This window comes from Pyrinomonas methylaliphatogenes (genome assembly GCF_000820845.2).
GTDB classification, from domain to species: Bacteria; Acidobacteriota; Blastocatellia; order Pyrinomonadales; family Pyrinomonadaceae; genus Pyrinomonas; species Pyrinomonas methylaliphatogenes.
Genome location: NZ_CBXV010000001.1, coordinates 71,396 through 95,179 on the forward strand (window position 1 = coordinate 71,396; position 23,784 = coordinate 95,179).

At 60.5% G+C, this 23,784-nt stretch carries 22 protein-coding genes; 14 read left to right on the forward strand and 8 right to left on the reverse strand.

The features are described from left to right. Positions 1–163 precede the first annotated feature (163 nt). The 3 genes from lepB to carA are packed head-to-tail and all read left to right on the forward strand — an operon-like array spanning position 164 to position 3,298. The gene (lepB, locus tag PYK22_RS00295; RefSeq protein WP_060635160.1) at positions 164–835 is read left to right on the forward strand and encodes a signal peptidase I; all 672 of its coding nucleotides are present in this window, start codon (positions 164–166) and stop codon (positions 833–835) included. 35 nt (positions 836–870) lie between these two features. Continuing rightward, positions 871–2,154, forward strand: a complete 1,284-nt coding sequence (locus PYK22_RS00300; protein ID WP_041973068.1) for a tetratricopeptide repeat protein — start codon at positions 871–873, stop codon at positions 2,152–2,154. Positions 2,155–2,182: 28 nt separating this feature from the next. Further along, positions 2,183–3,298: a glutamine-hydrolyzing carbamoyl-phosphate synthase small subunit gene (gene carA, locus PYK22_RS00305; protein WP_041973527.1), complete on the forward strand. Its 1,116-nt coding sequence runs from the start codon at positions 2,183–2,185 to the stop codon at positions 3,296–3,298. Here the strand turns inward: carA and PYK22_RS00310 are convergent. Then, complete coding sequence (locus PYK22_RS00310) at positions 3,258–4,514, reverse strand: AI-2E family transporter (RefSeq protein WP_041973070.1); 1,257 nt, start codon at positions 4,512–4,514, stop codon at positions 3,258–3,260. The two genes, carA and PYK22_RS00310, sit on opposite strands and share 41 nt — an antisense overlap. A 73-nt stretch (positions 4,515–4,587) precedes the next feature. Continuing rightward, entirely contained in the window at positions 4,588–4,959 is a 372-nt protein-coding gene (locus tag PYK22_RS00315; protein ID WP_162199760.1) for a PilZ domain-containing protein, read from the reverse strand. A 504-nt stretch (positions 4,960–5,463) separates the two neighbouring features. Between PYK22_RS00315 and PYK22_RS00325 the strand changes: the two genes are divergently transcribed. From PYK22_RS00325 to PYK22_RS16145, 4 genes are all read left to right on the forward strand, one after another. After that, complete coding sequence (locus tag PYK22_RS00325) at positions 5,464–5,820, forward strand: DUF971 domain-containing protein (protein WP_041973529.1); 357 nt, start codon at positions 5,464–5,466, stop codon at positions 5,818–5,820. Then, the gene (locus PYK22_RS00330) at positions 5,798–6,196 is read left to right on the forward strand and encodes a response regulator (protein WP_083437469.1); all 399 of its coding nucleotides are present in this window, start codon (positions 5,798–5,800) and stop codon (positions 6,194–6,196) included. Before PYK22_RS00325 ends, PYK22_RS00330 begins: the two co-directional genes overlap by 23 nt. Further along, complete coding sequence (locus PYK22_RS00335) at positions 6,193–6,459, forward strand: hypothetical protein (RefSeq protein ID WP_041973078.1); 267 nt, start codon at positions 6,193–6,195, stop codon at positions 6,457–6,459. The genes PYK22_RS00330 and PYK22_RS00335 overlap by 4 nt, the downstream gene beginning before the upstream one ends. 185 nt (positions 6,460–6,644) lie before the next feature. Then, a complete protein-coding gene (locus PYK22_RS16145) occupies positions 6,645–7,250 on the forward strand; it encodes a bactofilin family protein (RefSeq protein WP_060635161.1) in 606 nt (201 codons plus the stop codon). 62 nt (positions 7,251–7,312) lie between these two features. Here the strand turns inward: PYK22_RS16145 and leuD are convergent, their stop codons facing one another. From leuD to PYK22_RS00370, 6 genes are all read right to left on the reverse strand, one after another. After that, positions 7,313–7,906, reverse strand: coding sequence for a 3-isopropylmalate dehydratase small subunit (leuD, locus tag PYK22_RS00345; RefSeq protein ID WP_041973080.1), 594 nt, complete (start codon positions 7,904–7,906; stop codon positions 7,313–7,315). Between the two features lie 38 nt (positions 7,907–7,944). Next, on the reverse strand, positions 7,945–9,351 hold the full coding sequence (gene leuC, locus PYK22_RS00350) for a 3-isopropylmalate dehydratase large subunit (RefSeq protein ID WP_041973082.1): 1,407 nt from the start codon (positions 9,349–9,351) through the stop codon (positions 7,945–7,947). Between the two features lie 65 nt (positions 9,352–9,416). Further along, a complete protein-coding gene (gene leuB, locus PYK22_RS00355) occupies positions 9,417–10,529 on the reverse strand; it encodes a 3-isopropylmalate dehydrogenase (protein ID WP_041973085.1) in 1,113 nt (370 codons plus the stop codon). 8 nt (positions 10,530–10,537) lie between these two features. Continuing rightward, positions 10,538–11,746, reverse strand: a complete 1,209-nt coding sequence (locus tag PYK22_RS00360) for a 2-isopropylmalate synthase (protein ID WP_060635162.1) — start codon at positions 11,744–11,746, stop codon at positions 10,538–10,540. A 116-nt stretch (positions 11,747–11,862) separates the two neighbouring features. Further along, the gene (locus tag PYK22_RS00365) at positions 11,863–12,750 is read right to left on the reverse strand and encodes a LysR family transcriptional regulator (protein ID WP_041973088.1); all 888 of its coding nucleotides are present in this window, start codon (positions 12,748–12,750) and stop codon (positions 11,863–11,865) included. A 112-nt stretch (positions 12,751–12,862) separates the two neighbouring features. Then, complete coding sequence (locus tag PYK22_RS00370; protein ID WP_060635163.1) at positions 12,863–13,843, reverse strand: methyltransferase; 981 nt, start codon at positions 13,841–13,843, stop codon at positions 12,863–12,865. Between the two features lie 300 nt (positions 13,844–14,143). On the opposite strand from PYK22_RS00370, the gene ilvB reads away from it, so the two are divergent. From ilvB to PYK22_RS00405, 7 genes are all read left to right on the forward strand, one after another. Beyond that, positions 14,144–15,901 (forward strand): biosynthetic-type acetolactate synthase large subunit, encoded by a 1,758-nt coding sequence (gene ilvB, locus PYK22_RS00375; protein ID WP_041973536.1) that lies wholly within the window; start codon positions 14,144–14,146, stop codon positions 15,899–15,901. A 5-nt stretch (positions 15,902–15,906) separates the two neighbouring features. Beyond that, the gene (gene ilvN / locus PYK22_RS00380) at positions 15,907–16,422 is read left to right on the forward strand and encodes an acetolactate synthase small subunit (protein WP_041973091.1); all 516 of its coding nucleotides are present in this window, start codon (positions 15,907–15,909) and stop codon (positions 16,420–16,422) included. 45 nt (positions 16,423–16,467) lie between these two features. Continuing rightward, positions 16,468–17,484, forward strand: coding sequence for a ketol-acid reductoisomerase (gene ilvC / locus PYK22_RS00385; RefSeq protein WP_041973095.1), 1,017 nt, complete (start codon positions 16,468–16,470; stop codon positions 17,482–17,484). 21 nt (positions 17,485–17,505) lie between these two features. Continuing rightward, entirely contained in the window at positions 17,506–19,212 is a 1,707-nt protein-coding gene (gene ilvD, locus PYK22_RS00390; protein WP_041973098.1) for a dihydroxy-acid dehydratase, read from the forward strand. 279 nt (positions 19,213–19,491) lie between these two features. Beyond that, a complete protein-coding gene (locus PYK22_RS00395; protein ID WP_083437470.1) occupies positions 19,492–20,706 on the forward strand; it encodes a trans-sulfuration enzyme family protein in 1,215 nt (404 codons plus the stop codon). Beyond that, positions 20,707–22,470: a homoserine dehydrogenase gene (locus PYK22_RS00400; RefSeq protein WP_041973100.1), complete on the forward strand. Its 1,764-nt coding sequence runs from the start codon at positions 20,707–20,709 to the stop codon at positions 22,468–22,470. It begins immediately after the preceding gene. Next, the gene (locus PYK22_RS00405) at positions 22,467–23,642 is read left to right on the forward strand and encodes a cystathionine beta-lyase (protein WP_041973101.1); all 1,176 of its coding nucleotides are present in this window, start codon (positions 22,467–22,469) and stop codon (positions 23,640–23,642) included. Before PYK22_RS00400 ends, PYK22_RS00405 begins: the two co-directional genes overlap by 4 nt. Positions 23,643–23,784: the final 142 nt, after the last annotated feature.

Here is a 23,784-nt window from a genome sequence, read left to right on the forward strand (position 1 = left end):
TTCTTGGCCGATATACCATCAGATGGAACAGATAAGCGATGATAGGGACGCGGAACGAGAGGTGTCAAGGATGTCTAGAGGGATTCAGAGCGCGTTGACAAGCTTGGCGTTGGAAGTTAACCTCAAAAGTTCACGTCGGAGGTGTCCGCAGCGGATAATCAAGATGTTCGGGCGAAGACGGGGCGAGTATCTCTTCGGCGATCTGATGTTCGATGACGATCGTCGGATCCAGATGATCAAGTTGAAGCAAGAGGCGGAAACTGGAGTATGGGTCGAGGTGCGCGCTCTCTTGCGCGATCTGATCTTTGCCTTGATGCTGGTTACGCTCGTTATCGTCTTTCTCGTGCAGCCGGTTAAAGTCGAGGGCACTTCGATGTTGCCGCACTTGCATGATGGTGAGCGGATTTTCGTCAACAAGCTCGTCTACTATGGGCTGCCGCCGCTTGAGCGCGGCGACATCGTCGTCTTCTGGTTCCCGGACGATCCGTCGAAAAGCTACATCAAACGCATCATCGGGCTTCCCGGCGAGACGGTCGAAATGCGCGATGGGCGGATCTTCATCGACGGTCAAGAGCTCAGCGAACCGTATCTCGATCCGCAGTTGAACACCGGACATGCCAGCCTGCCGCCGCTTTACGTCAAACAGCACTACTATTTCGTCATGGGAGACAATCGCGATCATTCAAGCGATTCGCGATACTGGGGATTGGTGCCCGAAAAGTACATCTATGGCAAAGCGATTCTGCGTTATTGGCCGCCGACGCAGATCGGATTGATCACGCATCGCGATGGGCCGACTCTAGTCAAGGCGCATGCTGCAGATAGGGGCGAGTGAGGCGGCGTTGTGCGGCGCAATCTTTGGATCATCTGATGCCGAATTGGTTGCAAACTTTCTGGTCGCTTCTCCGCGCGCCTGTGCGCACGATGCGTGACTTGCGCGAGGAGAGCGCTCTGATCGAAGGCGCGCTCGGCGCGTTTGTCGCGCAAACCATCTTCACCCTTTATCTGCAATGGCCGTACATCAATCGCTCGCTCAACCGTCCCTCGGTTTGGTTCGAGTTGTCGGCTGAAGGCGTAAGCAGTCTGCTCTTCGCGGCGATCGTCTTCTTCCCGATCCTGATCTTTGTCGCTAACTTGTTCGATCGCCATCGGGGCTTCGGGGCGATGCTCCAGCAAGAGTATGGCGTCGTTGCGACGGCGCTGTTTTACGCCTGGGCGGTCGCGCACGTGGTGGCGCTCTTATTGGCCGTTTTGGCGCGCGCGAGCGGCTACGAGGCGGCGGTCATTGCGCAAACGCTCGCGCTGGCCGATGAGTGGCGACAGACTCATCCGGATTTGACGCTTCCAGCGGATCCGCGTCTTGCGGTTGAAAGTTTCGGGCGCGTCATCTTCACGCCCCCGTTCCTGCTATGGGCGCATATCGCGGTCCGGGAATCTTTCCGCCTTTCGCCATGGCGGGCGACGATGGTTCTGGCGATCTCCGGATTCATCGCTCTCATCATCTGGCCCGTGTTGTTCCCCTTCCTCGCATTGCTCGCGGCCTCGCCGTTCCTGCTTCTGTTCATCGTGCTTCTACTGAGCGGCTGGATACGGGGGATCGTCCAGCGCGAACGCGCGCGCACCGCCTTCCGGCGCGGATTGGAGGCGGCGACGCTCAATCCGGCGGATGCTTCTGCGCATTACAACCTCGGGTTGCTCCATTTGCAACGCGGCGAACTGGAGGAGGCGCGCCGGAGATTCGAGCGGGCCATTGAGATAGATCCTGATGAGATCGACGCTCATTATCAACTCGGGCGCATCGCACGCAAGCAGAACAGGCTGGCCGAAGCGGTCGCGCATTTCGAACAGGTCGTCGCTCGCGATCCAGAACATGCGCAATATGAGGTTTGGCGTGAGGCTGGGGCGACATACTTGGCTGCCGGTCAATTCGCCGATGCGCGCGAGATGCTGGCCCATTTTCTGCAGCATCGTGAAAACGATCCCGAAGGGCTCTATTTGATGGGGCGGACGCTCTTCGGTTTGGGGCGTAAACGTGAGGCTGAGGAGTGTATGCGCGCCTGTATCGAGGCGGTGAAGTCCGCTCCCGCATACAAGTATCGGACCGAGAAACGGTGGATGGTGGAAGCGCAGCATTTCCTTCGCTCGCAATCCTAAGATGGTGAGGTGGGCTTTGGTAAGCGACATGAAGGCTAGCGAAAGAAAACCGGCGTTGCTCGTCTTGGAAGATGGTCGCGTCTTCCGCGGCTATGCTTGGGGAGCAGAAGGCGAGGTTTGCGGCGAGATGGTCTTCAACACTTCCATGTCCGGCTATCAGGAAGTGTTGACCGATCCATCATACGCTGGGCAGATCGTCTGCATGACCTATCCGCTCATCGGGAACTATGGCGTCAATCGGGCGGATGAAGAGTCGGAGCGCCCGTGGGTCGAAGGGTTCGTCGTGCGCGAAGCGAGTCGTATCGCTTCGAACTGGCGCGCCGAAGAGTCGCTCGACGCCTATCTCAAGCGTTGGGGGATCCCGGCCATCGAGCACGTCGATACGCGCGCGCTGGTGCGCCACATACGCGATAAAGGCGCGATGCGCGCGTGCCTTTCATCCATCGATCTCGATGAGCGGAGCCTGCTGGAGAAGGCGCGCCAGTCTCCGCCGATGGAGAATAGGGAGTTGGCGAGCGTGGTGACGACCAAGGAAGCGTATGAGGTGCCTGCCGAAGGAGAGGAGCGTTTCCACGTCGTATGCTACGACTTCGGCGTGAAACGCAACAGCTTGCGCGAACTGGCGCGCTTAGGCTGTCGCCTCACGGTCGTCCCAGCTTGGACGCCAGCGAGCGAGGTTTTGCGGATGCGCCCCGATGGAGTTTTCCTCTCGAATGGGCCGGGCGATCCGGCCTCGATGACGGCGGTCGTCGAGGAGATCAGAAAGCTGGTCCAGACGGGACTGCCGACTTTTGGCATCTGTTTCGGGCATCAACTTCTCGGGCGCGCCTTCGGCGGGCGCACTTATAAACTCCTCTTCGGCCATCGCGGGGGGAACCAACCCGTCAAGGATCTGGAGACGGGGATGGTCGAAATCACCTCGCACAATCACGGGTTCGCCGTCGATGCCGAGAGCCTTCCGCCCGAAGTCGAAGTGACGCACGTCAACTTGAATGACGGTTGCGTCGAGGGCATGCGCCATCGCTACTTGCCGATCATTTCGGTCCAATACCACCCGGAAGCGGCGCCCGGTCCGCACGATGCGGAACACCATTTTCGCCGCTTCATCGAGTTGATGGAGAGGGCGAAGGCTGCGGCTCGTTAGACGCTCGATAGACGGGTGGGGCGTGGGTTGTGGAAACGGCCCCTTCCGTAGGCTTGAGAAGATCGGCGACCAATCCCGCGCTTCCGCGATACTCGTTCCAGTGGCGATAAGCGACCGTAAAGACCGCGACGACCGGGATCGCCAGAAAGATCCCGGCCACACCTGCCAGTTCATGTCCTGCGAGGACGGCCAGAATCACCGCTACAGGGTGAAGGTGGATGCCGTGTCGGATGAGGCGCGGGTAGGTGATGTAATCGTGAATGATGCGCAGCACGGCGAGGAAGATCAGCGCCGTGATGACCTGACCGGTCGAAACGAAACTGGTGATGATCGCGACGATGATCGCCACCATGAACGGCCCGACGAGCGGAATGAATTCCAACGCGCCGGCGATGATCCCCAGCGTGAGCGCATAAGGCACGCCGATGAGCGCGAAGCCAACCGAACAGATCGTGCCGATGAGCAAGCAGGCGATCAGTTGCGCGCGGATGTAGGCGGCGAGCGTGCGGTTTACGTCTTGGAAGAACTCATCGCCGCGCCAGCGTAATCGCCCTTGCGGGATCATCTGCAGCGCCGAACGGCGAAAGGAATCGGCATCTTTGAGCAGGAAGAAGGCTAGGATCGGGATCAGGATGAGCCATGGCAGATAGGTCAGCCATCCGAACATCGTCAGGAACGCCTCGCGCACGTACTCACCGGTCCTCTCGATGGCTTGCGTCACCGCATTGTTGACCGCTTCGCGCGCCGCGGGCGGCAATTGGTATCGGCGATAGAACTCGTTGAGCTTCTGCGCCCGTCCGCGCGCCGTCATCAGATAGGTCGGAGCTTGCTGGGCAAATTCGGTCATCTGATTCCCGATGCGCGGGAGCAGCAGATAGATGGCGATGGCGAGCGAGCCGAAGATCATCGCATACACAATGGCGATGGCTAGCGCGCGCGGCATCGTCCGTTCGCGACCGGCGAGCTTGAAGGGATGGCGCACCAATTCGACTAGCGGCGCGATCAAGTAAGCGAAGAAGATCGAGAGGACGACAAGAAGGATGATGCTCTCAAGCTCGTACAAAACCCACAACCCGGCGGCAACGGCAAGGACGATGAAGATGACGCGAAGCACGGTGCGCGTCTGCGGCCAAGTGGCCGCGGCGACGGCATCGGTCAGCGCGCTCATCTCTTCCGCGCTTTTCATCGGCTTCGTTTGCTCTTTCGGTTCTTTCATCGAATAATCCCTTAAACGACTCTCGATAAAGCGGGCCGATCGATCCTGCGGCTCGATCTTTCGATGGCGCCCTTCAATCTGTCTCTTCCTCCGCGCTTCGTTGTCGTTGCTGTTCCATCCACTTGGCGATCAGCGTGCGCCACTCCTTTTCGGAACTGAGGAGGCGAAGCGCGGCTAAAGGTTGCGCCGGATCGCGTTCGAGCCTGAGGACTTCGGCCAAAGCCTCAAAGCGCGGCCCTTTCTGCTCGATGACGGCTAGGCGGACGCGGCTGCCGACTTGCGGCAACTGGCGCAAATGAACGAGCGCGCTGTCCGGGCCGACATTCTGCGTCTCGCCTTCGACTAGGACGTGGCGCCCGACCGTTTCGTCATCCCATTCGACGCGCACCGGCAGGTTCAAAGGGTAACGAGTGCCTATCCGACGCTCTCTGCTAAGATCGCTCATCATGACGCCTCCTCCCGCGCAAGCTGTGAAAGCGACTCGCGACCGCTCTCAAAGTTCCGACAGGCCATCCGACCGAAGGCGACGCGCCCTCGGCCAGCGGAATCTCTGTGTACCACAAAGCGCGCATCTCGACAATCCAGAGGGAGAGAACTGGCAGTAGATAGCGAGTCTGCGCTAAGATCATGACAGATCGCACGCGGTCATGGATCGGGGAGGCAGCATGGCCGAGTTCCCGAGGACAGTTGAGCTTAGCAGACCCCGCCGAATCTCCGAAAGCGGATCGGCACTGGTCTTCAATCGCAACGTAATCAAAAGGCGCGCGTGCCTATCGCCAAGCGAAACGTGTGAATCGTCCGGTGACGTTCCTATCGACAAAGGGGCATCATCCTGCGTCATGGTCGAGCAGTTTGGACCGCCTCGCGCTCAGAGACGGAATGAACTGGGGCCGCTAAGTCTTTCGGTGTGAGCCTGATTGCCAAGAGCGGCGGGATGGAAGGTACGGCCATGGATAATAGACAGGCTTTCGAACCGCGCGAGATAGTGCAAGAAGACGACGCGAATCTGCGTATCACTTGGGCCGATGGTCAGATCTGCCGGTATCGCGCGCCGCAGTTAAGACGCATGTGCCCTTGCGCGCAGTGCGTCAACGAGTGGACCGGCGAACGCATCCTGCGCGCCGAAGCGGTGAGCGATGATTTGACGATCAAAGATATCCAGCTCGTCGGGCGTTATGCGCTCAGTTTTCGCTGGAGCGACGGGCACGAAGCTGGCATCTACAGCTTCCGCTACCTGCGCCAGTTATGTGATGCGGGCGCGACGGATGAGGTAAGCGAAAAAGATGGCGGAACGGATGCAGCCTAAAAGGATCCTCGTCGTCGAAGATGACGATGTGGCTCGCGAGCTCATGCGCATGGCGCTTGAGAACGAAGGATACAGCGTCAGCGTGGCGGAGGATGGGAGACAGGGTTATGAAGCGGCTCTCGCCTTGCGGCCTGATCTGATCGTCACCGATGTGAACATGCCGACTGCAGATGGGGTCCATCTGGTCCGTCGGATACGCGAGACGGCAGCGATCGCCGAAACACCGATTCTGGTGATCACAGGTTATGGGACGGGGCGGGCCACTCTCACATTGGCGCAGGGTGCGGATGCTTATGAGCCGAAACCGATCGATTCGCGCGGATTGCTCATGACGGTGCGACGTTTGCTCGAAGAGGCGAAGGAGCGAAGGCGATGAACGAGCGGGACTTCTTCGACGAAAAGCAAGAGACGAAACGCGCGATCTTCGTCTGTCCCCATTGCCGTCAACGCGGCGAATACGAAGTGCGCTGGTTGCGCCGCACGAAGAAGAGCGCCCCGCCGCCGGGGGCGAGCGAACAGGACCGCTTGCGATTCGCGCGCTCGCGCGATTACATGGTGCGGGTCGATGACGTGCTCGTCTGCCGACATTGCCGTAAACGATTTGAAATCCCGAATTCGCAGTCGGTCGTCTTCATCTGAGTCTTCGCAAAAACGCGCTCAGAGGAGTCAGGGCCAGTCCCGTACAGAAAAATGCAGAAAATAGTTGCGCGATGATCGCTTTTCTGCTAATCGTTAGCAGGGCCGCAACCGCTCTCTAGCCCAGTCGCTCTAAAAAGCGCGCAAGTTCACTTGCACGCCATCATCCCATCAGCGGAGGAAAAAGGATGTTCAGAGTCAACAAGAACCCGAAGGAAGAGCAGGCGGTAAACGAGGGGCCGACCAACCAAACGGCGAGTCCGGCGACGACCGCCTTCAGCGCGCCATCGGCGAGCGTCGCCGCTACGCCATCCTCGGCATCGCGCGCAGTGACCGAGAGCGAGGCGCTCGCCCGCGACATCAAGGACGGGAAGCTGAGCGGCTTCGTCGGCGCGGGCACGATGCTCAAAGGTGAGGCGACCTTCAAAGCTCTGTTGCGTGTCGATGGGCATCTTTCGGGGCGCATCAGTTCGCCAGATGGCACGCTCATCGTCAGCACGGGCGGTCAGGTCGATGCCGATATAGAGGTCGCCGTGGCGATCATCAACGGCACGGTCAATGGCGACATCATCGCCTCAAAGCGGATTGAGATGGGGCGCGCCGCGAAGGTGACCGGCAATATTCAAACGCCCGCATTGGTGGTCGAAAATGGCGCGATCTTCGAAGGAAGCTGCCGCATGCTTCAGTTGAAGGAAGCGCAAGATAAAAGGCGAGAGGAAGAGAAGCATTCGACATATGCCGAAAGCGCTGAACCGGCGAGCGCTGTGACGGACTATTCGGATGTCACAAGTTGATCGCCCCCGACATGTCTTTCGATCTTACCGCGTTTAGATCAGGCCGGCTTATGCGCGATGATCTAAACGCGGTTGCGTTTTGCCTCATACGCGGCGATGAGCGCCTCATGTTGCAGCGTTAAAGCTATTTCATCCAATCCTTCGAGTAAGCAGTGGCGTTGGAAAGGATCGATCGTGAAGGTGCTGATTATCCTGTTCTCATCCCGCACTTCGCAGCGCTCGAGATCGACCGTCACCTGATATCCGGGAGTAGCTTCGGCGCTCGCGGCGATCGCCGCGACGGTGGATTCATCTAAGACGACCGGCAGCAGCCCGTTCTTGAGCGCGTTGTTGGCGAAGATGTCGGCGAAAGATGGGGCGATGATGGCACGAAAACCATAGTCGAGAAGCGACCACGGCGCGTGCTCGCGCGATGACCCGCAACCGAAATTCTTCCCTGCAATCAGAATGCTTGCGCCCTCGTATTGTGGCCAGTTCAAAATAAACGTTGGATCAGGTCGCCCGTCGCTGGTATAGCGCCAATCGTAGAAGAGGAACTGCCCGAAACCAGTCCGTTCGATCCGTTTGAGGAACTGTTTCGGGATGATCTGATCCGTATCGATGTTGGGCCGATAAAGCGGCGCGACGATCCCTGTGTGAACGCGAAAAGGTTGCATGGCTTAACACCCGTGTCTCGAATCTTCACCGGCGGCTGTCATTTGAACTGCCACCGACGCACATCCGTAAAATGTCCGGCGATCGCGGCTGCGGCAGCCATCATCGGACTGACTAAGTGCGTGCGTCCGCCACGACCTTGACGGCCTTCGAAATTCCTGTTGCTGGTCGAAGCGCAACGTTCCCCGGGTTGAAGGATGTCGGCGTTCATCCCTAAGCACATGGAGCAACCGGGGTCGCGCCATTCAAAACCAGCTTCGCGGAAGATGCGATCGAGCCGTTCCGCTTCGGCCGCGCGCTTGACTTGCTGTGAGCCAGGGACGACCATCGCGCGCACTTTCGGGTGCACGCGATAGCCGCGCACGACTGCGGCTGCCGCGCGAAGATCTTCGAGCCGCGCGTTCGTGCATGAGCCGATGAAGACGCGATCGATCTCGATCTCTTCGATCGGCGTGCCAGGTTCAAGGCCCATGTATTGAAGGGCGCGTTCAGCCGCGCGACGCTCAGCTTCGGTGGCCGCTTCTGCCGGATCCGGCACCCGATCGGTGACGGGCACGACCTGTCCGGGGCTGGTCCCCCAGGTGACGAAAGGAGCGAGAGTCCGCGCGTCTATATCAACGACGCGATCGAAATGGGCTCCTTCGTCGCTCGCCAGCTCTTGCCAACGTTTGATGGCAGCATCCCAAGCGGCGCCGCGCGGCGCATGTGGACGGCCTTCGAGATAGCTGAAGGTCGTATCATCGGGCGAGATCATTCCGGCACGCGCGCCCGCTTCGATGCTCATGTTGCAAAGCGTCATCCGCCCCTCCATCGAAAGCGAGCGGACCGCTTCGCCCATGTACTCGATGACATAGCCGGTCGCCCCGTCGGTTCCGATCGTGCGAATGATGCCGAGCGCGAGATCTTTCGCCGACACTCCGGCGGGCAGTTTGCCATTGACCCGAATGGCCATCGTGCGCGGTTTGCGCTGAGGCAGACACTGCGTAGCCAAGACGTGTTCGACTTCGCTCGTGCCGATCCCGAAGGCGAGCGCTCCGAAAGCGCCGTGTGTGCTTGTGTGACTGTCGCCGCAGACGATCGTCATCCCCGGTTGGGTGAGCCCGAGTTCCGGCCCAATGACGTGGACGATGCCCTGATACTCGGAGTCCATATCAAACAGTCTGATGCCGAACTCGCGACAGTTGCGGCGCAGCGTCGCAATCTGCTGAGCCGCGATGGCATCGGCAATGGGCAAATGCCGATCAGCGGTCGGCACGTTGTGGTCGACGGTCGCGACCGTAAGATCGGGGCGGCGCACACGACGACCGGCGACGCGCAGCCCCTCGAACGCTTGCGGCGAGGTCACTTCGTGCACAAGATGAAGGTCTATGTAAAGAAGCGCGGGGGCATCCTCCGGTTGATAGACCACATGCTCATCCCAGATCTTATCTAGAAGCGTGCGCGGCATAACCTTACCTTGTTAAGACTCCGAATGGTTTCAGAAAGAAAGCATGAGCGAGATCTTCATTCGCTTCAAACCGCGTGATAGGCTCGGCGCCGATCGACGATCTCGGCCAACGCTTCGGTGATCAGCTGGCCCATCTCCGCCGTCCCGACGACGCATCTGGTCGCCTCGCTCTGAAGATCAGGCGTCGCATAGCCGGCGTCGAGCACTTGGCGAATCGCCGTTTCGATGTCGCTCGCCTCTTGTTCGAGATGCGCCGTGTAACGAAGCATGAGCGCGGCGGAAGCGATGGCGCCGATCGGGTTGGCGATGCCGCGCCCGGCGATGTCCGGGGCCGATCCGTGAACCGGCTCATATAAGTCAATGGCCCCGCCGATCGTCGCCGAAGCGAGCGTGCCGAGCGAGCCGTTGATGACCGCCGCCTCATCCGACAGGATATCGCCGAAAAGGTTCTCCGTCAGGATCACGTCGAAACGTTGCGGATGAGTGACGAGCCGCATCGCGCAAGCATCTACGTAAAGATGTTCGAGAGAGACTTCCGGATAAGAGGCAGCGACGCGCGTGACCGTCTCGCGCCACAGTTGCGAAGTCTCCAGCACGTTCGCTTTATCGACAGAGGTCACCTTACGTCGCCGTTGACGCGCCGCTTGGAACGCGATGTGGGCCACCCGCTCGATCTCGTATGTTTCGTAGCGAAGGGTGTTGTAGGCAGCGATCTGCTTGCCCGCTTCAACGACGAACCCGCGCGGCTCGGAGAAGTAGAGCCCGCCGAGAAGTTCTCTGACGATCAATATATCCGCGCCGCGCGCCGTCTCCGGACGCAACGGCGAAGATGGCGCGAGCGCATCATAAAAGACGACGGGGCGAAGATTGGCGTAGCCGCCGAGCGCGCGACGCAACGTCAGCAACCCCGCCTCAGGCCGTTTGTCGGGCGGAAGGTCATCATATCGCGGTGCGCCGACCGCACCCAGCAGGACCGCGTCGCTCGCAAAACAGGCGTCGAGCGTTTCAACCGGAAGCGGCGACCCGCAGTCGCGAATAGCCACCCCACCGATCAACTTCTCTATAAACTCGAAGTCGTGATCGCAAAGCTCCCCGATCGTCTTGAGGATGCGTACCGCTTCATCTATCACTTCCGGGCCAATGCCGTCGCCCGGAAGCAAAGCCACCTTTAGCTTCATAACCTGCTTCAAGCGCCACTCCACTGCGGCACCGGCGAATTGACCTTCTCGGTCGCTGGCGCGCTTGGTTTCGCCTGAAGTAGCGCGATGAGATCTTGATCGTAGATCCGCTTCTTGCGATCCGCTAACCGCGTAAAGCGCCTGTAGACGGCATCCAGTTCCGCCGGCGAGAGCTCATAGCCGAGTTCGGCATACCGCTTCGCCAGCGCGTGGCGACCCGAATGCTTGCCGAGGACGATCCTTTCGGCTGGCGCTCCGACCGACTCCGGCGTCATGATCTCATAACAGAGCGGGTTGCTGAGCACGCCGTGCTGATGGATTCCGGCTTCGTGCGCGAAGGCGTTACGCCCGACGATCGCTTTGTTCGGTTGTACGGAAAACCCGAGGATCTCGCTCAACAGTTGGCTGGTCGGATAAAGCCGCTGTGTCTTGATGCCTGTCGTGAAAGGCAGACGATCGGCCCGCACGGCAAAGGCCATCACGACCTCTTCCAGCGCGGCGTTCCCGGCCCGCTCGCCGATCCCGTTAATCGTACACTCGACTTGCCGCGCTCCGGCTTCGATGGCCGCTAGGCTATTGGCGACGGCGAGCCCGAGATCGTTATGACAGTGCGCGCTGATCGTGATGTGCGGGTGGTGACGCGCAACTCGTTCGCGCACCGTTCTGATCAGTTCGCCGTACTCGCTCGGCAGCGCGTAGCCGACCGTGTCCGGGATGTTGATGATCGAAGCGCCTTCGCTGATCGCCGCTTCTAAAACTTCGCAGAGGAAGTTCACATCGCTGCGCGTCGCATCTTCCGCCGAGAACTCGACCTCTTCGACGAGCGCGCGGGCGAGCCTGACGCCCCGCTGGGCCATCTCGAGCACTTCGGCCCGGCTCTTCTTGAGTTTGTACTCAAGGTGGATATCGGAAGTGGCCAAAAAGACGTGAAGACGTGGACGGCTAGCGCGCTTCAAGGCCTCTGCGGCGCAGATGATGTCTTGCTCCGTCGTCCGACACAAAGCTGCCACCGTGACGCGACGACAACGCTCGGCAACGGCATTGACAGCCGCATAATCACCTTCCGAGGCGACCGGAAAGCCAGCTTCGATGATATCAACGCCGAGTTCCTCTAACTGCTCGGCGAAACGCACCTTCTCCTCGATCGTCATCGAACAGCCGGGAGCCTGTTCGCCATCGCGTAGCGTCGTGTCGAAAACGGTGATTCGCGTCGTCACAAAGACCTCCTTTCGCGCACAAAGGAGCTATCATGCTAGCGAGATGCGGTTGTTAAGTCAAAGTTATAATTTTTATATTTGTATAATCGACAGTTATTCCTTTTTGACGCCCGGTTTTACGAGCGCGCGTGGTGGCGCAGGACATCGATGAAGGCCAAGGCGGCGTGTGACAGCGCAGCGTTGCGACGGTGGGCGGCCCAGAGCGTTCGTTGATAGGAGAGGCCGCGCACCGGCACTGTGCGGAGCGTGCCCCGTTCGAGTTCCTCGCGGACGCACATGCGCGGCACAAAAGCGAGCCCGATCTTCAATTGAACGAAGCGTTTGATCGTTTCGACCGTAGCCAGCTCGAGCGTGATGTTGAGCGGCGTGTTGTGTCGGGCGAAGGTTTCGATGACCTTCGTGCGGGATGCGGTGCGCACGTTGTGGGCGATGAAGGATTCTTGACCGAGCTCTTTGATCGTGACGAATTCGCGTTGGGCGAACGGATGGTCCGGATAGAGGATGAGGATCAGCTCGTCTTTAAGGACCGGAAACTTCTCCAGTTCGGGATCGGTCGGTTCGAAAGCCATGAGCGCGAGATCGAAGTTTCGCTCTAGAACTTCGCGCGGCAGTTTCTCGGAAACCTCGCGGTAGACCTCGACTTTGACGTTCGGATACTTCTTGCGATAGTTGAGGATCACCTGCGGCAGGAGATAGAGCGAGGTGCTTTCGTTGGCGCCGATCCGGACGCGCCCGCGCTGTAGGTTGCGCAGCTCGGCGACGGCTTCGCGCGCTTGATCGCGCATGGCGACGATGCGGCGCGCGTAATCGTAGAAGACCTGACCGGCTTCAGTGAGCGTCGGGGTTTTCTGCGAACGGTCGAAGAGCGGAGCGCCAACCTCCTCTTCGAGACGGCGGATGGCGATGCTGACGGCGGGCTGGGTGCGAAAGACGCGGTCCGCCGCTCTAGAGAAGCTCTTCTCCTCCACGACCTTCAGGAAGAACTCTAATTGTGTCAACTCCATAGCGTCATCCTATCCGACGAGCTTCACAATAAGTAGAATTAATCCCGTTAAGCGCATCTATATATCTCCAGAGATGATGCAACAAATTCGCCTCCGACAGCAAGAGTTTTTTTCAGACCGTTTTGCGTGCCACGATCATGCTGGTCGGCGGGCAGTAGGTCTGGTGTGTGATCTGCGTAAACCCAGCGTCGCTCAACCACGCGCGATAGGTGGTTGCGGCGCGTTCGACATCCGGCGCACGCCAGCAAATGTCCTCGAGGCAGAAGAGGACTGAAAGAAGCGGGCTCGTCCGCGTATCATCCAGAATCCAGCCGCTGATGATCAGACAGCCGTTGGCAGGCAGCGAGGCGTAGAGTCGGCGAAAGAGCCGGCGATTGGTCTTTTCGCTCGCTGTCGAGAGCAGATTGGCGAGCAGGATGACGTCGAACCCTTCGGGTAACTTCTCATTTTTGAAATCGCCGGCGCGCGTTTCGATGCGTTTAGTGAGGCCAGCTTGACGAATCATCCGACGTGCGAGAGCGATCACAGGTGGTAGATCGAAGACCATCGCCCGCAATCTATCGTACGCGCGGCAGAGGCTGATCGACATGGCTCCGGTTCCGCCCCCGAGATCGAGTAAACGGCGGTGGGCCGAAAAATCGAACGCGCGGCCTAAAGCTTCTCCGACGATCAAAGCCATGTTGTGTTGCGCGCGCGCCGAAGCCTCCTCGTCGGCGGGGAGCGATGTGGCGTTCGTCCCAGGGCGCCACGCGCGAAGATTGTTCATCAGTTCGGCCCAGCGCGGGAAGGATTGCCGGTCATGTTTCATGAAGTAATCGCCAAGATAGCTCGCTTTGCCTCTGACGAGAAAACGATCCGTCACCGGCGCGTTGCGGAAGCGGTCGCCGCAGCGTTCGAGCAGCCCGAGGGCGACGCAGGCGTTGAGAAAACGGTCAGCCGCGACCGGATGAATCCGCAGTTGGCGCGCGATCTGTTCGACGGAAAGCGGCTCCTGCGCCAAAAGCGTCGGAAGATCGGATTCGACTAGCGCGAAGAGCGTCTTGGCGCATTGATATCCGCTGGCTAGCTCTAAAAGGGCAAGTAGCGAAGCCACGAATGTCCCCTCCTTGATTGATCGAATCGCGGGTTTCAGTGTAACCGAAACCCGATCGTCTGTCGCGCGGGAGGCTGCTTGCGGAGTAGGTTTATAAAAAACTAAAAATAATAAATTTTACAGATAGGATGGAGTGAGTGTAAATTGGGGTTCGTCTTGAAGGGGAGTGGTCTGTCGCGAGCATCGAGGCGGTAAGCGCAAGTTGGGGGCGCAGTAGTTCCAGGAGATTTAGGAAGCTCCGATATGGGCAAAGAGGCAAGCATTAGCACGCTGACCGAGACCAGCCATCGTTTGGGCGGGATGGAGATCTCGACGCTGGATGAGCAGTTACAGATTCTGCCGCGCGGGGCGGAAGTGCTGATCGAAGCCCTTTTGCGCGAGGGCGTCGAGGCCATCTTCGGTTATCCGGGCGGAGCCGTCCTTCATATCTACGACGAGTTATGGCGCGTGCGCCATGCGATAAAGCACTACCTCGTGCGTCACGAGCAGGGGGCGGTGCACATGGCCGAAGGGTATGCCCGGGCCTCTGGGCGCGTCGGCGTCGCGCTCGTGACTTCTGGGCCGGGAGCGACCAATGCCGTGACGGGCATCGCCAACGCCTACATGGATTCGACCCCGCTTGTCGTCATCACCGGTCAAGTTCCGACGGCGCTCATCGGCACCGACGCTTTTCAGGAGATAGACACGGTTGGGATCACGCGCCCTTGCGTCAAGCACAACTATTTAGTTCGCGATGTCAATGAACTGGCGGCGGTCGTGCATGAGGCCTTCTATTTGGCGCGGTCGGGGCGTCCTGGACCGGTGGTGATCGATCTTCCGAAAGATGTTTCCGCGGCGCGTTGTTCGTACTCGCGTTTGGATCATGTCGATTATTTGCGGCGGAAGAGGTTGCCGACTCCCGACGCGCGGGCGATCGCAGCCGCAGCCGAGGCGATGATCGGCGCCGAACGGCCCGTGCTTTACGTCGGCGGCGGAGTGATCAACTCGGGCGCGGCGGATGAGCTGCGCGCGATCGCCGAGGAGTTGCAGTTGCCAGTCACGCCGACGTTGATGGGCCTAGGCGCTTTCCCTTCGAGCCATCCGCTCTGTCTCGGGATGCTCGGCATGCACGGGACGTATGCTGCGAACATGGCCGTTGCGGAGAGCGATCTGCTGATCGCCGTCGGCGCGCGGTTCGATGATCGGGTGACGGGGAAGCTTTCGACCTTCGCGCCGCACGCGCGCATCATCCATTTCGACATCGATCCGGCCAGCGTCGGCAAGAACGTCGCGCCGGATGTGGCGATCGTCGGCGATGCGCGTGAGGCGCTCACGGCATTGTTGGAGCGGATTCGCGCGCACGGTCGGGAGCGGATCGCGACCGGGATTGAACGACGAGTTCGCTGGTGGGAGCGCATACGCGCTTGGCAACGCCAGTATCCGCTCAGCTTCGAGCGTTCGGGCGATCAGATCAAGCCGCAGATGGTCGTCCATGAGCTAGGGCGACTGACCCGCGGCGAAGCGATCATCAGCACTGACGTCGGACAGCATCAGATGTGGACGGCGCAGTACTATCCGTTCTCATACCCCCGACAGTTGATCACGAGCGGGGGGTTGGGGACGATGGGCTTTGGCGTTCCGGCGGCGATCGGGGCGAAGATCGCGCATCCGGATCGTCAGGTCGTCGCCGTCGTGGGCGATGGCGGGTTTCAGATGACCAACCAGGAGCTTGCGACCGCCGTGCAATATGGCGTGCCCGTCAAGATCATTATCATGAACAACAAGTATCTGGGCATGGTGCGTCAGTGGCAGGAGCTCTTTTATGATCGGACCTATTCAGAGGTTGACCTCTCAGTTGCGCCCGATTTCGTCAAATTGGCGGAGGCTTATGGGGCGGGCGGTTTTCGGGCGACGCATCCCGATGAGTTGAGCGATGTGTTAGCCGCGGCGCTCGCTTATGATGGCGTGGCGGTGGTTGATGTGCAGGTTTCAAAGGAGGAGAACGTCTACCCGATCGTCCCGGCTGGCGCGAGTTCGCGCGACATGATCATCTCAAGTCAATCGCCAGATCGATGGTGACTCGAATGCGGCATACGCTCTCAATCGTCGTAGCCGATCAACCGGGTGAGCTTTCGCGCATCGTGGGCCTTTTCAGCGCCCGCGGGTTCAATATCGAAGCGCTCTCCGTCGCGCAGACTTTCGATCCGCAGTGGTCGCGCGTAACGGTCGTGACCCATGGCGATCCGCGCGTGGTCGAGCAGATCGCCAAGCAGTGCGCGAGGCTCGTGCGCGTGCGCGAGGTGCAGAACGTCACGGAAGATTCGCACATCGAGCGGCAGATGGCGTTGATCACGGTCAACGCCGCTTCCGGCGGGCAGCGGCAAGAGCTGTTGCAGCTCGTGTCGGTCTTCGGCGCGAAGCTCGTTGATATTTCCGGCGACCGGGCGATCGTTGAATTTTCGGGGAAGCGCGAAGAGCTTGCGACCTTCATCGAGGCGCTGCGTCCGTTAGGGGTTCTTGACATCGTGCGAAGTGGGGCCGTTGCCGTCGAGAGGCTCACCGGAACGGTCGAGGCGGTCGGCTCTAGCGCTTCCGGTTGAGGCGAGATTAGCGGCGGAGTTTCATTAAAGAAAGGGCTTAAAGAGATGAAGATCTACTACGATCGAGATGCGAATCCAGATCTTTTGAAAGGGAAGCGCATCGCCATCATCGGATATGGCAGCCAGGGCTTCGGACAATCGAACAACCTGCGCGATTCGGGGTGCGACGTGACGATCGGGCTGCGACCCGATAGCCCGTCGCGCGCCAAAGCGGAGAAGGCGGGTTTGCGCGTCTTGCCGATCGCCGAAGCGGCGGCGCAGGCCGATATCGTCATGATGCTCGTCCCCGACGAGGTTGCGCCCGAAGTCTACGAGCGCGAGATCGCCGCCAGCATGCGTGCGGGCAAGTATCTCGGTTTCTCGCACGGATTCAGCATCCACTATGGGTTCATCAAGCCGCCTCAGGAGGTCGGCGTCTTCATGGTCGCGCCGAAGGGGCCGGGGCATCTGGTGCGTCGCGAGTATACGCGGGGCGCAGGGGTGCCTTGCTTGTTGGCCGTGCAGCAGGATCCGACTGGCGAAACTAAGCAGATCGCGCTTGCCTACGCTTCGGCCATCGGCGGCGGGCGTGCCGGAATACTCGAGACGACCTTTCGCGAGGAGACGGAGACGGATCTGTTTGGCGAGCAGGCGGTGCTCTGCGGCGGTTTGACCTCGCTCATCAAAGCCGGTTTCGAGACGTTGGTCGAAGCCGGTTATTCGCCTGAGATGGCCTATTTTGAGTGCCTGCACGAGATGAAGCTGATCGTCGATCTGCTTTACGAGGGCGGCATCTCCGAGATGCGCTACTCGGTCTCCAACACCGCACAGTATGGCGATATGACGCGCGGTCCTGTGATCATCAACGATGAGACCAAGCGGCGGATGAAGGGCGTTTTGGCCGAGATCCAGTCGGGCGCGTTTGCGCAGGAGTGGATGAAGGAGCATCGACAAGGCAAGCCTCGTTTTCGTCAGTTGGAGCGCGAAACGCAGGAGCACTTGATAGAGCGGGTTGGAGCGAGCCTTCGCGAGATGATGCCGTGGCTGGCGAAGGATCGCTTGGTCGATCGCACGCAGAACTGAATGCGGCCCCCCTTAACTTTTATGTCCGGGAAATTGAGAAGCAGGATCATCACCGAGGGCATCGAGCGAACGCCGAACCGGGCCATGTTGCGCGCAGTTGGCTTCGGCGATGAGGATTTCGCTAAGCCGATCGTTGGCGTCGCGAGCTGTTATAGCACCATTACGCCGTGCAATATGGGCTTGAACGCTCTGGCCGAACGCGCTCTTGCGGCGCTGCGTGAGGCCGGAACGATGCCGCAGATCTTCGGCACGATCACCGTCAGCGACGGCATCTCGATGGGGACCGAAGGGATGAAATATAGCCTCGTCTCGCGCGAGGTGATCGCCGATTCGATCGAGACCGTCTGTCAAGCGCAGATGATGGATGGTCTTCTGGCCATCGGCGGCTGTGACAAGAACATGCCCGGCGCGATGATCGCTATCGCCCGTTTGAATATCCCGTCGATCTTCGTCTACGGCGGGACGATCAAGGCCGGACATTACAAAGGGCAAGATCTGACGATCGTGAGCGCGTTCGAGGCGGTGGGCCAGTATGGCGCGCGAAAGATCGATGCGGCCGAGTTGCTCGAGATCGAGCGGCGCGCCTGTCCGGGAGCGGGCTCTTGCGGCGGCATGTACACGGCCAACACGATGTCCGCCGCGATCGAGGCGATGGGGTTGAGTCTGCCTTATTCGTCAACGATGGCGGCGGAAGACGAGGAGAAGGCTGAAAGCGCGGCAGAATCGGGGCGGGTTTTGGCCGAGGCCGTGCGTCAGCAGCTTCTGCCGCGGCAGATCTTGACGCGCAAAGCCTTCGAGAACGCGATCGCCGTCGTGATGGCTACGGGCGGTTCGACCAATGCCGTGCTCCATCTGTTGGCGATCGCCCATGCGGCTGAAGTGCCGCTTACGCTCGATGATTTCGAGGCGATCCGCGCGCGCGTCCCCGTCTTGTGCGATTTGAAGCCTTCGGGCCGTTATGTGGCGACGGATCTGCATCGCGCCGGCGGCATCCCGCAGGTGATGAAGATCTTGCTCGCGCACGGCGTTCTACATGGCGATGCTCTCACCATCACGGGGAAGACCATCGCCGAAGTCTTGAAGGACGTGCCCGCCGAACCGCGCCGCGATCAAGATGTCATCCGTCCCTGGTCGGATCCCATCTACGAGAGCGGACACCTGGCTATCTTGCGCGGCAATTTAGCGCGCGAGGGGGCGGTGGCGAAGATCTCAGGCATCAAGCAGAAGAAGATCACCGGCCCGGCGCGCGTCTTCGACTCCGAGGAAGAGTGTCTGAAGGCGATCCTTTCGGGCCAGATCCGGGCTGGCGATGTCATCGTCATCCGCTACGAAGGGCCGAAAGGCGGCCCCGGCATGCGTGAGATGCTCGCGCCCACTTCAGCGATCATCGGTGCCGGGTTGGGCGATTCGGTCGGACTCATCACTGACGGGCGTTTTTCTGGCGGCACCTACGGCATGGTCGTCGGACACGTCGCGCCGGAAGCCGCTGTCGGCGGCGAGATCGCGCTGGTCGAAGAAGGCGATTCGATCACGATCGATGCCGAAAAGCGTTTGTTGCAGCTCAATGTCTCCGAAGAGGAGCTACAGCGTCGCCGCGCTCGTTGGCGACCGCCAGCGCCGCGTTACACGCGCGGCGTGTTGGCCAAGTATGCGCGGCTCGTCTCATCGAGCAGCCGGGGCGCGGTGACGGATGCGTTCCACCTGACGGACGATGGACCAGTTCTTTGAACGACAGTGAGGAGCAGAAAGGGCCGCTGCTGCCTTGACATGGCCGCGCGGATTATGCGATAAACGCAGCTTCGTTCAGTTTTTTGAAAGCTGAATCGTGGCGATTTAGGGCGACTTGCTCCACGTAAAAAACTGCTAAAGAGCCGCTCGGATTCTCGAGCTAAGATTTGAAGAGAACCCCGCGCCTCTTTGGCGCGGGGTTTTTCATTATCCCACGCAGACGCTCTTCGACGTTCCCGCCTTTAAGTCGCCACGCAGACTCGGACTCAGGAGGCTGTGATGGCAAATACGACCGAACAGACCGAACAACCGATCTGTTGTAGCGAATCGACGCTCGGGACGGAAGAGTTCGTCCATTTCGAGACGCTCGCGCTTCATGCTGGAGCATCGCCCGATCCGGTGACCGGCGCGTTGCTGCCACCGATCTATCAGACCACCACCTACAGACAAGAGGCCGTCGGCGTCCACAAGGGGTTCACCTACAGCCGGGCCGGCAATCCGACCGTCGCGGCGCTCGAGCGGAGGCTTGCCGCGCTTGAGGGCGCGCCCTACGCCACATGTTACGCGACGGGATTGGCGGCGACGACGGCGCTGTGTTTGGCTCTGCTCGAGGCGGGCGATCGCGTCATCGTTTCGCAGGTGGTCTATGGCGGAACGGTTCGATTGCTACAGCAGTTCTTCGCCCGATTCGGCGTGCGCGCCGATTTCGTCGATACCTCGGATCTCGGCGCGCTGAAAGCGGCTTTGCGTGAGCCGGCGCGCCTCGTTTTTATTGAGACGCCGGCCAATCCGACTTTGAAACTGACCGACATCGAAGCCGCGGCGAACCTCGCGCACGCGGCTGGCGCCTTGCTCGTCGTCGATAACACGCTGCTCACACCGGCCCTGCAACGCCCCTTCGAGTTCGGGGCCGACATCGTGCTCCATTCGACGACCAAGTTCATCGAGGGGCACAATGCAACGGTCGGCGGCGCGTTGATCGTTCGGGACAAAGAGCTTCACGAGCGTTTCGAATATACGCGCACGGCGACTGGGACGATTCAGGCTCCGTTCACCGCGTGGCTCACGTTGCAAGGCGTCAAAACGCTCCCGCTCCGCATGGAGCGCCATTCGGAGAACGCTCTGCGCGTCGCGCGTTTTCTCGAAAAGCATCCGCGCATCAAGCGGCTCATCTATCCGGGGTTGGAATCTTTCCCACAGTATGAGCTTGCGCGGCGACAGCAGAAATCGGGCGGGGCGCTGATCGCCTTCGAGGTCGAAGGCGGGACTGAAGCCGGGATCCGTCTGATGAACTCCGTGCGTTTGTGCGCGTTGGCCGAAAATTTAGGCGCGGCGGAAACGCTCGTCACCCATCCCGCTTCAATGACTCATTGGTCCGTGCCATCGGATCAGCGCGAAGCTGCCGGGATCACGGACGGACTGGTCCGACTGTCGGTCGGATTGGAGAATCCGGAAGACATCATCGCCGATCTGGATCGAGCTTTACGTCAGTGAATGGATTGGAGGGAAGGCGCTTTGATCGAGGCGGAGAAACATCATGCGGTCGTTTTGAAATTCGGAAGTTCCGTTCTGCGCTCTGAGGACGATCTGCCGAGCGCTGTGCATGAGATCTATCGCGCGTGGCGCGACGGAGCGCAGGTCATCGTCGTCGTCTCCGCTCTGGGCGATGCGACGGATCAGCTTCTGCGCCGCGCCAGTCGGATCTGCGAGCAACCGGAGCCAGCGGCGCTGGCCGCTCTGCTGGCGACGGGCGAAGCGACGACGGTCGCATTGCTGGGGTTGGCGCTCGATCGCGCCGGTATCCCGACGCGCATCCTCGATCCGGCGCAAGCCGGGTTGCGGACTCGCGGCGATCGGCTCGATGCCGAGTTGGTCGCCGTCGATCTGGAGCGTTTGCGCGCGGAGCTCCAACAAGGCGTCGTGGTGCTCCCTGGGTTTGTCGGGCGCGGCGAACATGGCGAGACGACATTGCTCGGGCGCGGAGGTTCGGATTTTACTGCCGTTTTCCTCGCGCAGAGACTGGGCGCGCGCTGCATCCTCTTCAAAAACGTGGATGGTCTTTACACGGCAGATCCCGCAGCCGTTTCGTGGGGACAGCCAAGAAGGTTCGCGCGGGCGACTTGGGAAACGGCCAAGAGGGTCGGGGGCGGGATCATCCAACCGAAGGCATTGGATTTCGCCGCCGCGCATCGGTTCTCGTTCATCATCGCTGCGCCATGGGCGACCGTTTGGACAGAAATCGGCGCCGGGCCGGACGAGTACGCGACGGAGCGGACGCCGGCGATGCCAGTGCGCATCGCTTTGCTCGGTTGCGGGACGGTGGGCGGTGGGGTCTACAGCCGCCTCGCCGCTCTCGCCGGGCAGTTTGAGGTCATTGGCGTATCGGTTCGGAACCGCGAACGCGCGCTTTCGGTCGGAGTCCCTGAAGGGTTGATCGTTCAAGATCCAGAAGCCTTGATCGATAAGCCATGCGATGTAGTCGTCGAATTGATGGGCGGGTTGGAGCCCGCTGCGACTTTGGTCGAACGGGCGCTGCGCGCGCGAAGGCATGTCGTGACGGCCAATAAGGCTTTGATCGCGGCGAAGGGCGAGCATTTGATCGCGCTCGCGGCTGAAAATGGCGTGCGGCTCGCTTACAGCGCCGCCGTCGGCGGGGCTTTGCCGGCGCTCGAAGCGGTCGCGCGTGCGCGCGCGGCTGGGCCGATTCGGTCTTTGTCCGGGGTCCTCAATGGCACGACCAACTTCATCCTCGATCAGCTCGCTTCTGGCATGAGTTGGGATGAGGCGGTCAGGGCGGCACAGGAAGAGGGATATGCCGAAGCCGATCCGAGTTTGGATCTCGACGGGACGGACGCGGCGCAGAAGATCGTGCTCCTTGCTCGCGCCGCATTCGGCGTGAATCTCTCTCTGGATGAGATCGAGCGGGAAGGGATCACCCGGATAGATGCGGCGGAGATCGCGCGAGCGCGCGCGGAAGGGAAGATGATCCGCCTCGTCGCCTCTTGCGAGCGCACGGCGGATGGAGTCAACGCGCGCGTCCGTCCGCAGCATCTTCCCCAGTCGCACCCGCTGGCTTCGACCGCCGGGATCGAAAATCGGTTGCTCATCGAGCCGGAGGCGGGAGCGCCGCTTCTGATCGCCGGTAAGGGGGCTGGGCGGTGGCCGACGACGGAATCGGTCTTGGCGGATTTGTTCGATATTCGGTGGGCCGCTCAGCAAGTGTCATCGAATGAGGAAGTGGAGGAGTGCATCGCATGAAGATCGCCACGCGCTGCGTGCATCTCGACGCGGATGAAGACCGTTACGGAGCGATCGCGCCGCCGATCTATCAGACGGCGACTTTTCGTCAACCGACGGCGCTCGAGTTCGGCGAATACGATTACACGCGCACGGCTAACCCGACGCGCACGTTGCTCGAACGGCAGCTGGCCGCGTTAGAGGAGGGAAGATACGCTTCGGCCTTCGCCAGCGGCATGGCGGCCATCACCGCGCTCGTGCGCCTGTTAAATAGCGGGGATGAGATCATCGCCGGCGATGATCTTTATGGCGGGACCGTGCGCTTGCTCGAACGCATTCTGCCGCGTCACGGGATTAAGGTCCATTATGTGGACACGACCGATCCGGAGGCCGTCCGTCGCGCGCTGACCGATCGCGTCAAGCTGATCCTGGTCGAAACGCCGAGCAACCCGCTGATGCGCATCTCGGACATCGAAGCGTTGGCGAAGCTGGCCGATGAAGCCGGCATCTGGCTCGCCGTCGATAATTCGATGCTTTCGCCCTGTTTGCAAAAACCTTTGACGCTCGGCGCTCATGTCGTCATCCATTCGGCGACCAAATTCCTCTGTGGTCACAGCGATGTGACGGCGGGAGCGTTAGTGACTAACGATCAAGAGCTCTATGAGCGCATCGCCTTTCAACAGAACGCCGAGGGAGCTGGTCTCAGCCCGTTCGAATCGTGGCTCCTTCTGCGCGGGATGAAGACGCTCGCCTTGCGCGTCGAACGGCAGAACGCTTCGGCACAGAAAGTGGCCCGACACTTGGCCCAGCACACTCTGGTCGCGCGGGTCTACTACCCGGGATTGGAAGACCACCCTGGGCATAAGGTCCATTCGCGACAAGCGAGCGGCGCTGGTGCGGTGATCAGCTTTACGACCGGCGATGCCGACCTGTCGCGGCGGATCGTTGAGGCGACGCGCCTGTTCACCATCGCCGTCAGCTTCGGTTCGGTCATCTCTTCGATCAGTCTCCCGTGTCGCATGTCACATGCCAGCGTCCCCGCGTCGCTGAAGGAGAAGCTCGCCCCGCCCGCTGATCTGATACGCATCTCTGTTGGCATAGAGGATGTGGACGACTTGATAGAGGATCTCGAACGGGCATTCGCTGCGGCGCACAAACTCGAAGCGGTCGCCAGCACAGCGGGCTCGCGTTAAGCTCTTCACGAAACCCGCTTGCGCTCGCCATCTGTTTGTCAGGGGGCGTTTCCGGCGTCTCGACGGTAAAACTTCGCTTCCCGCGCCCGAGCGTGGCTTGGCGTCGAAGTCGATAATCGGGCCAGGAGGGCTTAGGCTGAGT

Excerpts from the sequence above, each read along its gene's own strand:
- lepB (WP_060635160.1), top strand. The coding sequence starts at position 164 with ATGTTCGGGCGAAGACGGGGCGAGTATCTCTTCGGCGATCTGATGTTC.
- PYK22_RS00300 (WP_041973068.1), top strand. The coding sequence starts at position 871 with ATGCCGAATTGGTTGCAAACTTTCTGGTCGCTTCTCCGCGCGCCTGTG.
- carA (WP_041973527.1), top strand. The coding sequence starts at position 2,183 with ATGAAGGCTAGCGAAAGAAAACCGGCGTTGCTCGTCTTGGAAGATGGT.
- PYK22_RS00310 (WP_041973070.1), bottom strand. The coding sequence starts at position 4,514 with ATGAAAGAACCGAAAGAGCAAACGAAGCCGATGAAAAGCGCGGAAGAG.
- PYK22_RS00315 (WP_162199760.1), bottom strand. The coding sequence starts at position 4,959 with ATGAGCGATCTTAGCAGAGAGCGTCGGATAGGCACTCGTTACCCTTTG.
- PYK22_RS00325 (WP_041973529.1), top strand. The coding sequence starts at position 5,464 with ATGGATAATAGACAGGCTTTCGAACCGCGCGAGATAGTGCAAGAAGAC.
- PYK22_RS00330 (WP_083437469.1), top strand. The coding sequence starts at position 5,798 with ATGGCGGAACGGATGCAGCCTAAAAGGATCCTCGTCGTCGAAGATGAC.
- PYK22_RS00335 (WP_041973078.1), top strand. The coding sequence starts at position 6,193 with ATGAACGAGCGGGACTTCTTCGACGAAAAGCAAGAGACGAAACGCGCG.
- PYK22_RS16145 (WP_060635161.1), top strand. The coding sequence starts at position 6,645 with ATGTTCAGAGTCAACAAGAACCCGAAGGAAGAGCAGGCGGTAAACGAG.
- leuD (WP_041973080.1), bottom strand. The coding sequence starts at position 7,906 with ATGCAACCTTTTCGCGTTCACACAGGGATCGTCGCGCCGCTTTATCGG.
- leuC (WP_041973082.1), bottom strand. The coding sequence starts at position 9,351 with ATGCCGCGCACGCTTCTAGATAAGATCTGGGATGAGCATGTGGTCTAT.
- leuB (WP_041973085.1), bottom strand. The coding sequence starts at position 10,529 with ATGAAGCTAAAGGTGGCTTTGCTTCCGGGCGACGGCATTGGCCCGGAA.
- PYK22_RS00365 (WP_041973088.1), bottom strand. The coding sequence starts at position 12,750 with ATGGAGTTGACACAATTAGAGTTCTTCCTGAAGGTCGTGGAGGAGAAG.
- ilvB (WP_041973536.1), top strand. The coding sequence starts at position 14,144 with ATGGAGATCTCGACGCTGGATGAGCAGTTACAGATTCTGCCGCGCGGG.
- ilvN (WP_041973091.1), top strand. The coding sequence starts at position 15,907 with ATGCGGCATACGCTCTCAATCGTCGTAGCCGATCAACCGGGTGAGCTT.
- ilvC (WP_041973095.1), top strand. The coding sequence starts at position 16,468 with ATGAAGATCTACTACGATCGAGATGCGAATCCAGATCTTTTGAAAGGG.
- ilvD (WP_041973098.1), top strand. The coding sequence starts at position 17,506 with ATGTCCGGGAAATTGAGAAGCAGGATCATCACCGAGGGCATCGAGCGA.
- PYK22_RS00395 (WP_083437470.1), top strand. The coding sequence starts at position 19,492 with ATGGCAAATACGACCGAACAGACCGAACAACCGATCTGTTGTAGCGAA.
- PYK22_RS00400 (WP_041973100.1), top strand. The coding sequence starts at position 20,707 with ATGGATTGGAGGGAAGGCGCTTTGATCGAGGCGGAGAAACATCATGCG.
- PYK22_RS00405 (WP_041973101.1), top strand. The coding sequence starts at position 22,467 with ATGAAGATCGCCACGCGCTGCGTGCATCTCGACGCGGATGAAGACCGT.